The organism is Clostridium sp. TJA085 (assembly GCF_058310235.1).
Genome location: NZ_JBZEEZ010000001.1, coordinates 1,320,917 through 1,334,693, shown reverse-complemented (window position 1 = coordinate 1,334,693; position 13,777 = coordinate 1,320,917). Strand labels below are relative to the sequence as shown.

General features: G+C 27.5%; 15 protein-coding genes and 1 riboswitch. Of the genes, 12 read left to right on the top strand and 3 right to left on the bottom strand.

Features of this window, described 5'->3' with window-relative positions; translation table 11 throughout:
* The first annotated feature begins 117 nt into the window (after nt 1-117).
* The 11 genes from AC4FQW_RS06780 (at nt 118) to AC4FQW_RS06730 (ending at nt 11,009) form a co-directional block, all read left to right on the top strand.
* Nucleotides 118-2,277: a Tex family protein gene (locus tag AC4FQW_RS06780; RefSeq protein WP_491148026.1), complete on the top strand. Its 2,160-nt coding sequence runs from the start codon at nt 118-120 to the stop codon at nt 2,275-2,277.
* A 177-nt stretch (nt 2,278-2,454) separates the two neighbouring features.
* Nucleotides 2,455-3,006: a hypothetical protein gene (locus AC4FQW_RS06775; RefSeq protein ID WP_491148024.1), complete on the top strand. Its 552-nt coding sequence runs from the start codon at nt 2,455-2,457 to the stop codon at nt 3,004-3,006.
* 129 nt (nt 3,007-3,135) lie between these two features.
* The gene (gene agaB / locus AC4FQW_RS06770; protein ID WP_303129690.1) at nt 3,136-3,612 is read left to right on the top strand and encodes a PTS galactosamine transporter subunit IIB; all 477 of its coding nucleotides are present in this window, start codon (nt 3,136-3,138) and stop codon (nt 3,610-3,612) included.
* Between the two features lie 65 nt (nt 3,613-3,677).
* On the top strand, nt 3,678-4,445 hold the full coding sequence (gene agaW / locus AC4FQW_RS06765) for a PTS N-acetylgalactosamine transporter subunit IIC (RefSeq protein ID WP_303129688.1): 768 nt from the start codon (nt 3,678-3,680) through the stop codon (nt 4,443-4,445).
* Nucleotides 4,435-5,286, top strand: coding sequence for a PTS system mannose/fructose/sorbose family transporter subunit IID (locus tag AC4FQW_RS06760; protein WP_303129686.1), 852 nt, complete (start codon nt 4,435-4,437; stop codon nt 5,284-5,286). The genes agaW and AC4FQW_RS06760 overlap by 11 nt, the downstream gene beginning before the upstream one ends.
* Nucleotides 5,287-5,450: 164 nt before the next feature.
* Nucleotides 5,451-6,179 (top strand): GntR family transcriptional regulator, encoded by a 729-nt coding sequence (locus AC4FQW_RS06755; protein ID WP_303129684.1) that lies wholly within the window; start codon nt 5,451-5,453, stop codon nt 6,177-6,179.
* 75 nt (nt 6,180-6,254) lie between these two features.
* On the top strand, nt 6,255-7,418 hold the full coding sequence (locus AC4FQW_RS06750) for an SIS domain-containing protein (protein ID WP_491148022.1): 1,164 nt from the start codon (nt 6,255-6,257) through the stop codon (nt 7,416-7,418).
* Between the two features lie 23 nt (nt 7,419-7,441).
* Complete coding sequence (agaF, locus tag AC4FQW_RS06745) at nt 7,442-7,876, top strand: PTS galactosamine/N-acetylgalactosamine transporter subunit IIA (protein ID WP_491148020.1); 435 nt, start codon at nt 7,442-7,444, stop codon at nt 7,874-7,876.
* A gap of 48 nt (nt 7,877-7,924) precedes the next feature.
* A complete protein-coding gene (locus tag AC4FQW_RS06740) occupies nt 7,925-8,782 on the top strand; it encodes a tagatose bisphosphate family class II aldolase (RefSeq protein WP_491148019.1) in 858 nt (285 codons plus the stop codon).
* A 20-nt stretch (nt 8,783-8,802) separates the two neighbouring features.
* The gene (locus AC4FQW_RS06735) at nt 8,803-10,113 is read left to right on the top strand and encodes a class II D-tagatose-bisphosphate aldolase non-catalytic subunit (protein ID WP_491148017.1); all 1,311 of its coding nucleotides are present in this window, start codon (nt 8,803-8,805) and stop codon (nt 10,111-10,113) included.
* 70 nt (nt 10,114-10,183) lie between these two features.
* Nucleotides 10,184-10,302, top strand: a riboswitch (FMN riboswitch).
* Between the two features lie 125 nt (nt 10,303-10,427).
* The gene (locus AC4FQW_RS06730; RefSeq protein ID WP_303130999.1) at nt 10,428-11,009 is read left to right on the top strand and encodes an ECF transporter S component; all 582 of its coding nucleotides are present in this window, start codon (nt 10,428-10,430) and stop codon (nt 11,007-11,009) included.
* A gap of 65 nt (nt 11,010-11,074) precedes the next feature.
* On the opposite strand, the gene rimI is transcribed toward AC4FQW_RS06730, so the two are convergent.
* Genes rimI through tsaE form a run of 3 tightly spaced genes read right to left on the bottom strand, consistent with a single transcriptional unit; the run spans nt 11,075 to nt 12,679 of the window.
* On the bottom strand, nt 11,075-11,521 hold the full coding sequence (rimI, locus tag AC4FQW_RS06725) for a ribosomal protein S18-alanine N-acetyltransferase (RefSeq protein WP_491148014.1): 447 nt from the start codon (nt 11,519-11,521) through the stop codon (nt 11,075-11,077).
* Nucleotides 11,502-12,221, bottom strand: coding sequence for a tRNA (adenosine(37)-N6)-threonylcarbamoyltransferase complex dimerization subunit type 1 TsaB (gene tsaB, locus AC4FQW_RS06720; RefSeq protein WP_491148012.1), 720 nt, complete (start codon nt 12,219-12,221; stop codon nt 11,502-11,504). Before tsaB ends, rimI begins: the two co-directional genes overlap by 20 nt.
* Entirely contained in the window at nt 12,215-12,679 is a 465-nt protein-coding gene (tsaE, locus tag AC4FQW_RS06715; protein ID WP_303130993.1) for a tRNA (adenosine(37)-N6)-threonylcarbamoyltransferase complex ATPase subunit type 1 TsaE, read from the bottom strand. The genes tsaB and tsaE overlap by 7 nt, the downstream gene beginning before the upstream one ends.
* A gap of 179 nt (nt 12,680-12,858) precedes the next feature.
* Here tsaE and AC4FQW_RS06710 point away from each other — a divergent pair, with 179 nt between their 5' ends.
* Entirely contained in the window at nt 12,859-13,740 is an 882-nt protein-coding gene (locus tag AC4FQW_RS06710) for a metal ABC transporter substrate-binding protein (RefSeq protein WP_303130991.1), read from the top strand.
* Nucleotides 13,741-13,777 lie beyond the last annotated feature (37 nt).

Sequence of the window (13,777 nt, the reverse complement as noted above, 5' to 3'; positions counted from 1 at the left end):
AAATTATACTAGAACTTAACATAATTACAATATGTAATATTAAGTAAATATTATAAAACAAAATTTTATTATAGGGTATAATAGAAAGATAAGGAAATTTAAGTGTGGAGGTATAAAATGAATATTAATGATAGATTATCAAAAGAATTAGGTCTTAAATTAAATATAATTAATAATGTTATTGAGTTATTAGATGGAGGGAATACAGTTCCTTTCATAGCTAGATATAGAAAAGAAATGACAGGCGGTCTTTCTGATGAAGTTTTAAGAAACTTAGAAGAAAGATTAGTTTATTTGAGAAATTTACAAGAAAGAAAAGAAACTGTAAGAAAATTAATTGAAGAGCAAGGAAATCTTACTGAAGAAATAGAGAATAACTTAAAAAAAGCAGATACTTTAACAGAAGTAGAAGATATATATAGACCATTTAAGCCTAAAAAGAGAACTAGAGCTACAATTGCATTAGAAAAAGGTTTAAAGCCTTTAGGTGAACTTATTTTAAGTGGGGAATTTAAGGGCAATATAGAAGATGAGGCAGAGAAGTTTATAAATGAAGAAAAGGATGTAAATAGTAAGGAAGACGCAATTAAAGGTGCGCTTGATATAGTTGCAGAAATAATATCAGATGAAGCAAAATATAGAAAGTGGATTAGAACATTTGTATTTAATGAAGGTTTAATTGAAACTAAAGGTGGAAGTGAAGAACAAACTCCATATGAAATGTATTATGATTATAGTGAAGAAGTTAAGAAAATACCTTCACATAGAATACTTGCTATAAATAGAGGAGAAAAGGAAAAAATTCTTTCTGTAAAGATAGTTTCAAATGAAGATAAAATAATAAGCTACTTAGAATCAAATTTATTAAAAGGAAATAAGGAAACGGATATATTATTAAGTGAAGCAATAAAAGATTCACTAAAGAGACTTATATATCCTTCAATAGAGAGAGAAATAAGAAGTGAACTTACAGATAAAGGTGAAGAAGGTGCTATAAATGTGTTTAAAGAGAATTTAAAAGCATTATTACTTCAAGCTCCTATAAAAGGAAAAGTAGTTATGGGATACGACCCAGGATTTAGAACTGGATGTAAAATAGCAGTTTTAGATAGTACAGGTAAATTTTTAGAAAATACAGCCGTATATCCAACTGCACCCAAAAATGATGTTGAAGGAACAAAAAATACATTAAAAAATCTTATTAAAAAATATAGTGTTGATGTTATATCACTTGGTAATGGAACAGCTTCAAGAGAATCAGAAGAAGTTATAAGTGAGATGATAAAAGAAATAAAAGATGAAACAGGAAAAGAAGTAGCTTATGTTATTGTTTCAGAGGCAGGAGCATCAGTTTATTCAGCATCAAAACTTGCAAGTAAAGAATATCCAGACTTAGATGTTACAGTTAGAGGAGCTATATCAATAGGAAGAAGACTTCAAGACCCACTTGCTGAACTTGTAAAAATAGATCCAAAGGCAATTGGAGTAGGACAATATCAACATGATGTAACTCAAAAAAGATTAGAGGAATCTTTAAATGGTGTAGTAGAAGATTCAGTAAATAAGGTTGGAGTAGATTTAAATACAGCAACACCAAGCCTTTTAACACATATATCAGGAATAAATTCAAGTATTGCTGATAATATAGTAGCTTATAGAGACGAAGTTGGTTTATTTAAATCAAGAAAAGAATTGCTTAAAGTTAAGAGATTAGGTCAAAAAGCATTTGAACAATGTGCAGGTTTTTTAAGAGTTATGGAAAGTAAAAATCCATTAGATAATACTTCAGTTCATCCTGAATCATATGATGCAGCTAAAAAGCTTATAGAAATTTTAGGATATACTATAGATGATTTAAAAAATAAAAAGCTAACTGACATAGAAGAAAGAGTTAACAAAAAAGGATTAAATAATCTATCAAAAGAAATTAAAGTTGGAGAACTTACTCTTAAGGATATAATTAAAGAATTACAAAAACCTGGTAGAGATCCAAGAGAAGATATGCCAAAACCAATATTAAAAACAGGAGTTATAGAATTAAAAGATCTAAAGTCTGGTATGATACTTATGGGAACAGTTAGAAATGTTTCAGACTTTGGAGCTTTTGTAGATATTGGAGTACATCAAGATGGGCTAGTTCATAAAAGTCAAATGGCTAATAAATTTGTTAAACATCCACTTGATATAGTTAAGGTTGGAGACGTAATAAAAGTTAAAGTATTAGATGTTGATGAAAAAAGAAAAAGAATAGCACTTTCTATGAAAGAGGTTGAATAGTAAAAAATAATATTTTTATTATATAAAGTTTGAAGACTATATAATATATGTAAAAAAATGTCTATCTTAATTAATTAGATAGGCATTTTTTTATGAAATTAATCGGAATTTTTAGAGAACGTTTTCTTGTTAATGGTAAAAAATGGATGATATAATATTATTAGAAAGGAGGAAAATATGAAATATATATTATCAATTTTAATAGTGATGGTTCTCACTTTTATATCAATGTTTATGTTTACTATTAATATGAATAAGGATAAAAGTATAAAGTTAAATGCAAAATTATCATCTGTAATGATTATAGTTGCATTACCTATAATCTCTTTGGTTGGTGGAACATTATTTTTAGCCTTTAAGTTAATAGAAACAATATTAAATTTAAATATAAAAACCTATGATATATTTTTAATTTCAATAATAGGAGTATTTATAATATTTATTTGTGATTTAATAAGTAAAAAAATAATAGGAGAAGTAGTACCATCTATTTTTGCAAAAAAATATAAAGAACAAGATTTAAGTGAAGAAAAAATGTTAGAAATAATAAATAACTCAAGAAAAAACTTTAATATATGTACTTTAGTAATAATGTATCTTTTAAGTCTACTGTTTTATCTTATAGTAATGAAAATCATATCAGTAGAAGTCTCTTTATTATTCTTAATCTTAATATCTTTTATAAATTTAGTCAGCTATAAGATATTTTTTAGAACATCAATAAAATAATAAAAATATGTAATAAAAATAAAAAAATATAAATATTAATTAATAGAGAGAAGAAATTATATAAAAGCTTATAAAAAATTATGTTTTAAATAAAGTGGTACTTACCACTTGGAGTTGGGAGGAGTTAAAATGCCAAATATTTTATTAACAAGAGTGGATAATCGTCTTATACATGGACAAGTTGGAGTAACTTGGGTAAATCATTTAGGTGCTAATTTAATATTAGTTGCAAATGATAAAGTTGCAGCAGATCCTGTTCAACAAAGCTTAATGGAAATGGTTTTACCAGACGCAATACAAACAAGATTTTTTACAATAGATAAAACAATAAATATAATTCATAAAGCTTCAGATAGACAAAAAATATTTTTAGTTTGTAGAACACCACAAGATGCATTAAGACTCATAGAAGGTGGGGTACCAATAAAAGAATTAAATATAGGAAATATGCATTTTAGTGAAGGAAAAGAACAAATATCATCAACAGTATCACTAGATGAAGATGATAAAAAGACAATAAGAAAAATTATTGACTTAGGTATTAAAGTTGAAATTAGAAGAGTTCCTGACGAAAGAGTTGAAGTTGACATAGAAAAGTACGTTTAATTCTAAGTTGCTTTCATTTTAATTATTTAATATATTTTAAAATTTAATAAAGGGGGAACTATTAAATGTTAGTAGAAGCATTGTTAATTGCTATCTGGGCTGGTATAGCTGGTATCGATATGTTCGATGGCTTAACACATATACACAGGCCAATAGTAACAGGACCAATTGTAGGACTTATACTTGGAGATATGACTACTGGACTTATTGTAGGAGCTTCTTTAGAAGTTGTATTTATGGGAATGGTACCACTAGCTGGTGCACAACCACCAAATGTTGTTATCGGAGGTATTATAGGTACAAGTATTGCAATTCTAGGAAAACTTGATCCTCAAGCAGCAATTGGAGTTGCTATTCCATTTGCTGTAGCTGCACAAGCTGGAATTACATTATTATTTACTATTTTCTCACCAGTAATGCATAAAGCTGATAAATATGCGGAAGAAGCAAATACCAAAGGAATTGATAAAATTAACTATATGGGAATGGTAGTTTTATTTATATCATATTTCATATGTGGATTTTTACCAATATTCTTTGGAGCAGAACAAGCTGCTGCAATAGTTAATAAAATTCCTACTGTTATAATTGAAGGATTATCAGTAGCAGGTGGAATGATGCCAGCTATAGGATTTGCTATGTTACTTAAAATTATGCTTAAGAAAGAATATGTTGCTTTCTTAATTGGTGGATTTTTATTAGTAACTTACTTCAATATTCCAATATTAGCCCTTGCTTTAATTGGATTATGCATAGCTTTATATGATTATTATGCAAAATCTAATGAACCTGAAAAAGTTGTTGTAAAGGAGGAGTATGAAGATGGCATCTAAAGTAGAATATAAACAAGCATCTGAATCAGTTAGCTTAGGATATAAAGATGCTAGAACTGATAAGGTAATAACTAATAAAGATTTAAATAAAATGGTATGGAGATCTTTATTCCTTCAAGCATCTTTTAATTATGAAAGAATGCAGGCGTGTGGATGGTTATATGGATTATTACCAGGTCTTAAGAAAATTCATACAAACAAAAAAGACCTTTCAGATTCAATGAAAGATCATATGGAATTTTTTAATACACATCCATTCTTAGTTACATTTATAATGGGACTTGTAATTGCCATGGAAGAAAATAAAGAAGATAGAAATACAATAAGAGCTATAAAGGTTGCTACAATGGGACCTTTAGGCGGAATTGGAGATGCTTTATTTTGGCTTACAGCACTTCCAATTTGTGTTGGTGTAGGAGCATCACTTGCAAGTCAAGGAAATATTGCAGGACCTATAGTATTTTTATTATTATTTAATGCATTACATTTCTTCCTAAGATTTTTCTTAATGAAGTATGGTTACAACACAGGTGTTAAAGCTATTTCAAATTTAAAAGAGCAAACTAAAAAGATTTCACATGCAGCTTCAATTGTTGGATTAACAGTTGTTGGTGGGCTTATAGCATCAATGGTTAACTTAAAGACTACATTTGTTGCAACAGTTGGTCAAGCTGAAGTAAAGATTCAAGAAGGAGTTTTAGATGCCGTAATGCCAAATCTTTTACCTTTACTTTATACATTTTTAATGTATAAGCTTCTTAAGAAAGGTATGTCACCTATTATGTTAATAGGAGCTACTGTAGTAATTGGTATTTTAGGAAAGGCAATTGGTATATTATAAATTAAAAATATTAAACTTTGGGGGATTACTTAATTAAGTCCCCCTATTTTATTGTAAAATATAAATAGGTAGTTACCAGTTTGAAAATTTAAAGTTTATATTGAAAAATTAGTTTGTAATTGATTATAATTAAATTATAATTATAAACAAGGTGGTAATTAACAGTGAAAGTAATAGATAAAAGTTCTAAGATACCTCTATACTTACAGCTTATGGATATACTGATAGATAAAATTAATAAAGGTTTAAAAGAAAATGATAGATTATTATCAGAAAGAGAAATATGTGATATATATGATGTAAGTAGAACTACGGTAAGACAAGCTTTAGATGAATTAGAAAGAGATGGTTATATATATAAGTTACATGGAAAAGGTACGTTTGTAGCGCCAAAAAGGGTTAATCAAGATTTAGTATCATTTTATTCTTTTACAAATGAAATGAAAAAAATTGGGAAAGAGCCATCTTCTCAAATAATTAATTTTGAGATAGTAGAAGCTGGAGAAAAGATTTCAAATAAATTCAATATTAAAGCTGAAGAGTTACTTTATAAATTAGTAAGAGTTAGGAAAGCTGATAATGTACCTATGATGTATGAAGTTACATATTTACCATTTGAAAGATTTTATGAATTATCTAAAGAAAAATTAGAAGGCAAAGCCATGTATGATGTACTTAAAGAAGAGTATAATGCAAACTTAACATTTGCAGAAGAATATTTTGAGCCTATATTAACTAATAAGCTAGAAAGTATTTATTTAGAAATACATGAAGGAGCTCCTAGTTTAAAGATCGAAAGATATACTTATGAAAGTAAAAGATTAATAGAATATACAGTAAGTATAGTAAGAGGAGATAAATTTAAATATAGAGTTCAGTTAAACAATAATTAAATTAAATAAAAATAAAAATAAAAATTTTTAAAACAAGTGGTAATGACAACATTATCAGTTAAGGAGGGTAATAAAATGATTTTTGAATTAACAGAGGAATTTTGGGGAGAGGTTAATGGTATATTTACTGCTAAAGAGATAAGGCAACAACCTGAGCTTTGGAAACAAACTTATGAAATCATAGAAAATAATAAAGAAAATATCAAAAATTTTTTAAATAAAAACTTAACTGAAAAAACTAGAATAATTTTAACTGGTGCAGGTACATCAGATTATGTAGGAGATACTATTTATTTATATTTAGCTAAAAAGTTAAATTTAAGAGTTGAAGCAATTGCAACAACTGATTTGGTATCAAACCCATATGAATTTATAGAAGAAGACACAAAAACAATATTAGTATCATTTGCAAGATCAGGAAATAGTCCAGAAAGTATTGGTGCCTATGAATTATTTCAAAATAATGTTAAAGATATAGCACAAATGGTTATTACATGTAATAAAAATGGTGAATTAGCTAAGAAATCAGAAGAATATGAAAACACACTATGTTTATTAATGCCAGAAAGGTCAAATGATCAAAGTTTTGCAATGACAAGTTCTTTTAGTTGTATGGTGCTTGCAACATTATTAGCTTTTGATATAGATAATTTAAAGGAAAATAAAAAATATGTTGATATAGTTGTAAAGCAAGGAGAAAAAATATTAGAAAATAAATTTAAAGATGTTAAAGAGCTTGTAGATTTAGGATGTAATAGAGTTGTTTATTTAGGTTCAGGAGCATTAAAGGGATTATGTCAAGAAATGGCTCTTAAAAATTTAGAGTTAACTAGTGGAAAGATAGTTACTGTTTGTGAATCAATTTTAGGATTTAGGCATGGTCCAAAGTCTATTATAGATGATAATACATTAGTTATTTTTATGAATTCAATAAATAGTTATACAAATCTTTATGATTTGGATTTAATAAAAGAAATACATGGAGACAATGGAGGGCATAAATTAGCTGTAATTAGCTATAACAAAAACAATGAACTTAATTCATTATGTGATAAGTATATAGAAATAGATGGGAAGGATATTCCAGAAATATATACAGTATTTAATTACATGCTTTTTGGACAAATGTTTGGATTATTTAGTTCACTTAAGTTAGGAATATCTCCAGATAATCCAAGACCTGATGGAACAGTAAATAGAGTAGTCAAGGGTGTAATAATACATGAATATAAGAAATAGTCTATAAGTAGGGGGAATTTTAAATGGTAGGAATAATATTAACAGGTCATGGGAATTTTGCAACAGGCATGTTAAGTTCATTAAAGCTTATTGCAGGAGAGCAAGAAAATTTAAGATGTGTAGATTTTATTGAAGGGGATAGTACAGAAGCTTTAGAAAAAAAATTAAAATGTGCAATTTCAGAATTAAATACTGATGAAATTTTAGTTCTTTCAGATTTAGCAGGTGGATCTCCTTTTAAAATTTCAGTTCTATTAAGTCAAAAATTACAAAATAAAAATATGAGAGTATTAGCAGGGACAAATCTTGGAATGCTTCTTGAAGTTTCATTATGTAGAGATGGAATGAATGTTAATGAGTTAATAGATTTTGCTATTAATTCAGGAAATAATTCAATAAAGGCTTTTGAAGTAAAGAAAGAAAATAAGGAAGAAGTAGATTTTGTAGATGGAATTTAATATGAACTTAGGTACAGTTATAAGAGTTTAAGAAAGAGGGTAAAGAGAATGGGGAAAATATTATCAACTAGAGAAATGCTTAAAAAAGCTCAAAGAGAGGGATATGCGGTACCAGCATTTAATATACACAACTTAGAAACTTTACAAGTTGTTGTTGAAACTGCATCAGAACTAAAGTCACCAGTTATATTAGCTGGAACACCATCAACTATTAAATATGCTGGCGCTGATTATATTGTTTCAATGGCTGAGGTTGCTGCAAAGAAATATAAAATTCCTATAGCTATACATTTAGATCATTTTGAGGATATAAGTGATATAAAAGATTATATAGACAAAGGTTTTAAGTCAGCAATGATTGATGCATCTTATGAAAAGTATGAAAATAATATAAAAATAGTTAAAGAAGTTGTTGAATATGCTCATAAATTTGATGCTACAGTTGAGGCAGAGCTTGGAAGACTTGGTGGGCAGGAAGATGATTTGGTTGTTGATGAAAAAGATACAATGTATACAAATCCTGACCAAGCTAAAGATTTTGTTGATAAAACTGGTATAGATTCATTAGCAGTTGCAATTGGTACTGCTCATGGACTATATAAAGGAAAAGCAAAGCTTGATTTTGAAAGATTAAAAGAAATAAGAGTAAAAGTTTCTATTCCTTTAGTTTTACATGGTGCATCAGATGTGCCTGATGAATTAGTTAAAGAAGCTATAAGGTGTGGAATATGTAAAGTTAATGTAGCTACAGATTTAAAAATACCTTTTTCAGATGCTGTAAAGAAATATTTTGTGAATCATCCAGAAGCTAATGATCCAAGAAATTATATGACACCTGGTAAAGAAGCAATGAGAGATATAGTTAAACATAAGATAATTATATGTGGAAGTAATAATAAAGCTTAAAAAAGAGGTGAATAATATAAATGCATCCTATTAAAGAAATAGTTAATAAATATAAGAGGGGAGAAATAGTAGGAATATTTTCTGTTTGTTGTTCAAATCAATATGTAATTGAGGCTGCAATGGAAAGATTAAGAGATACTAATATGAATCTTTTAATTGAATCAACAGCAAATCAAGTAGATCAATTTGGTGGATATACTGGAATGAAACCAAAAGAATATATAGATTATATTTATAACTTAGCTTATAAAAATAATTTTCCAAAGGAAAGAATAATCCTTGGTGGAGATCATTTAGGACCTTTAACATGGACAAACTTAGATTCTAAAATAGCTATGGAAAATGCAAAAGTATTAGTTAGAGAATATGTTCTTGCAGGATTTACAAAAATTCATTTAGATACAAGTATGCCGCTTAAAGGTGATATTGAATCAGGAAAATTTGGAGATGAGATAATAGCTAAAAGAGCAGCTATTCTTTGTGAGGTATGTGAAAATGCATATAAAGAATTGTTAAATATAAATAAAAATGCAATCCATCCAGTTTATATAATTGGTAGTGAAGTTCCAATACCTGGAGGAGCGCAAGTAGAGAATGATGAAGAAGAAGGAATAAAGGTTACAAGAAAAGAAGATTTTGAAACAACTGTAAATACATTTAAAGAAGCTTTTTACAATAGAGGATTACGAGAAGCTTTTGATTATGTTGTAGGAGTAGTTGTGCAACCAGGAGTTGAATTTAGTAGTGATAATGTTTGGGAATATAATAGAGATTCAGCAAAAGAATTAAGTGATGCTATAAAGAAATATGATAATTTAGTATTTGAAGCTCACTCAACTGATTATCAAACGCCTAAAGCTTTGAGAGAAATGGTTGAGGATGGATATATAATTTTAAAAGTTGGACCAGCTTTAACATTTGGCTTTAGAGAAGGTGCCTTTGCATTAAATGCAATGGAAAATGAATTATTAAAATATAATCCAGATTTAGAATTATCAAGGTTTATGGATGTATTAGATTTTAATATGGTTAAAGATCCAAAGGATTGGATTAAACATTACTCAGGTACAAGTGAAAAAATAAAATTTGATAGAAGATATAGTTTATCAGATAGATGTAGATATTATATGCCAAGAGAAGATGTAAATTTTGCATTGGAAAAGATGATGGATAATTTAGAAAAAGTTGAAATTCCAATAACTTTAGTAAGTCAATTTATGCATAGTCAATTTAAAAAAATTAGAGAAGGCAAGTTAAATATTTCGGCGAAAGAGTTATTAAAGGATAGAATTGGTGAATATATAGATGATTATATTTTTGCGATAAAATAATACAAAAAATATAATGTTATTTTATTGACAATGATAAGTTAAGGTGATAGGATTAAATTGTAAATTAAATAAATATCTTCAGGGCGGGGCGTAATTCCCCACCGGCGGTAAAGCCCGCGAGCTAATGGTTTAGCATGATTCGGTTAGATTCCGAAGCCGACAGTATAGTCTGGATGAAAGAAGGTAAAATATTAATAACTTTAGGTTTGAAACTTAACGCCCTGATATAATTAAATATCAGGGTTTTTTATTTAAAAAATTAGTTATTAATAGTTACCCACCAAAAGAAGATAATTTGGGGGAGGAATTATAAAATGACATCAAATTTAAACAAAACCGTAAAAATTTCATTATTAGCAGGTATGGCTTTCATATTAATGTATATTGAAATACCTTTAATACCAATTTTTCCATGGCTTAAAATGGATTTAAGTGATGTTCCAGCAATTATGGGAGCATTTGCTTTTGGACCAATTGCAGGTGTAATTATAGAATTAATAAAAGTTTTTATGCACTTTCTATTAGCGGGAAGTGGAACTGGTGGAGTTGGAGAAGTTGCAAACTTTATTATAGGAGCATCATTTGTTTTACCAGCTGCATTTATTTATTCTAGAAATAAGTCAAAAAAGACTGCAATATTAGGTATGGTAGTTAGTATAATATTAATGGAGTTAGTTGGAATAATTGCTAATGTGTATTTTTTATTACCAGCTTACGGAATGCATATGGATTCAACACAACTAATGCAATATGTAACAGTAGGATTGTTACCTTTTAATGCTATAAAAGGAGTAATAGTATCTGTTGTAACTTATGCATTATATAAAAAGGTGTCAGTATCAGTATTTAAATGTGATCCAAACTTTGGAGAAAAGCGCAAAGAAAAAATAGCATAACAAAATTGTATTTTATAAAATAAAGGAGTTATTTAAAAATAACTCCTTTTGTTTTGCTTTAAATTTTATATATTATGAAGCCACATTATTATTGCATCTTCTTTGTTATCTTCATAAAAGTTTTTTCTTATACCTTCTTCTTTAAAACCTAAGGATTTGTAAAGATTTTGAGCAATAATATTTGATTTTCTAACTTCTAATGTAATATCGGTACATCCTTTATTTTTTAAAACAAAGATTAGTTTTTCCATTAAATATTTTCCTATTCCTTTGCCCCTAGAATTAGGATGAACAGCTACATTAGTAATTTGTCCTTCAGATGCTATAAGCCATGAGCCTGCAAAGCCTAAAACCTTAGAATCTTCTAAGCATACAATATATGTTGCCAATTTATTATTTAGTTCTTTTTCTATTGAATTTAAACTCCATGTTTCCTTAAGACTTAGAGAGCTAACCTCATATACTCCTTCTAAATCGGAGAAGTCCATTTCTTTAAGAATTAGATTCGCCATTTGTCATTTGTAGCCTTTTTTCTAATTCTCTAACTGCTTGAGGTTTTTTTAAGTAAAGTGGTGATGAATTTTCATCATCTTTTATTCCTTTTTTTAATAGTTTTAAACCAACTTCACCTATTTGAGAAGCTCTTACTGTATTTAGATGAATAGGAGCAAAGTAAGAATTTTTTATATTTTTAGATAAATATTCTTTATGTTTTATTGCACCGTCACCAGTTAGAAGTACTTTTTCATTTAACTTATTAAGTTCTTCTTTTAGTTCAGGTAAATCCATAGATGTACAATCTATCAATGTTTCAATAGTACCATTTTTACATCTATATATTGCAGTAAAAACATTTTCTCTTACTGCATCCATAATAGGACATATTATTCCATCAAAGTATGTAAGAGATGAAGCTAAACCTTCTAATGTTGATACACTTACATAAGGTTTATTACTTCCAAAGCTAAGCCCTTTTATTGTAGCCATTCCTATACGAAGACCAGTAAAAGAACCAGGTCCCTTTGATACAACAAAACCGTCAACATCATTTATAGAAAGATTAGAATCTTTTAATACCTTGTCTATCATTCCCATAAGAAGAACAGAATGTTCTCTTTTATTATTTAATGTATATTCAGCAATAACCATATCTTCATTAAGAAGTGCTACAGTAGCACATTTTGAAGAAGAGTCAACACTTAAAACTAACATAAAGTCAGCTCCTTTACGTAATTATATTTTTCACCATATGGAGTAATAGAAATTTTTCTATAATTTTCTCCTTTTGATAAATCTTTTTGTATATATATATGAAGATAATCTTTAGGTAAAATTTCTTCTATATAATTTGCCCATTCTATAATAGAAACACCTTCACCAAATATGTAATCATCAAATCCAATTGCATAAATCTCATCAGGATCACTTACTCTATACACATCAAAATGGTATAATTTTAATCTTCCAGAGTCGTATTCATTAACAATTGTAAATGTAGGGCTTGTTATATTTTCAGTTATTGAAAGTCCTTCAGCAATACCTTTTGTTATATGAGTTTTACCTGTTCCTAAATCACCAGTTAAACAAACAATATCACCAGGGTTTAAAATTTTACCTAATTGTCTACCGATATTCGTAGTTTCCGCAATACTATTAACTTCAAAATCCATATTAAAAAGCTCCTTTCTATAATTATTAACTTATCCTTATATTCTATCCAAATTTTAAAAAAAAGAAAAGTAAAAGTAATATAATTGTAATTGCATAACTAAAATAAAAAGTGTAGAATATATTAATATAAGTATTTACAAAAAATAACTATAGATTATGGTTTTGAAGAGGTGAAATCATGAAAAAGTTAACAGCTGCAATGCTAATTATAACAGCAGCGTTTTTTTTAGGCATTGGTGTAGTATCTAAACCACTTATGGCAGATACTTCTGAAAATGATAAGAATAATAGAGATGTATATTTAAATATAATGACAATAAATAAACCACAATATGAAATGATTAAAAAATTATGTGGTGATAAACATAATGTACAATATATGTTTAATAATTTTAATGATATAAAGAATTATAAGTATGATAAAAGTATAGTAGATAATATTTCAAATATGGATTTATTCTTTTATTCAGCAGTTACATATAGTGGCTTAGAAATAAACAATATGATTTCAGAACTTGATAAAAGTAAACTTGGAGTAATAAATTTATCAAGAGGGATAAGAGAAATTTCAATTGAATTAAATAAGAAAACTGTAACTAATCCATATTATTTTTTAGGAATTCCTGAATATAAAATAATGATTTATAACGCAAAATCAGCATTACAAGAAAAGGATCCTGCGAATAGAAATTTTTATGAACAGAATTATAATAGTTTAGTTAAGAAATTAGATGAAATTCAAAAAGGTTTTGAAAAAAATATTTCTGATTATAAAAAGTTCAAATTTATATTACAAGATAATAGCTTAGAATATTTCTTTAGAGGTATAGGATTAAATTTTGAAACTCTTCCTAAAGAAAAATCCTTAGATGATTATATTAAGAATAATAATTTAAAATCAGAGGATGTAGTTTTTGTACAAAACTCAGCTGATAAAGAAGTTAAGTCTAATAATAATATTAAGAATATAAAGTTAGAAGTTTTTGATGATAATAAAGAATTTATAGATATTATTCAAGGCAATATTGAAAAAATGCAATCTTTAATAAAAAATAAATAATATTATTGCTTTTTTGATAAATATATATTATAATCAT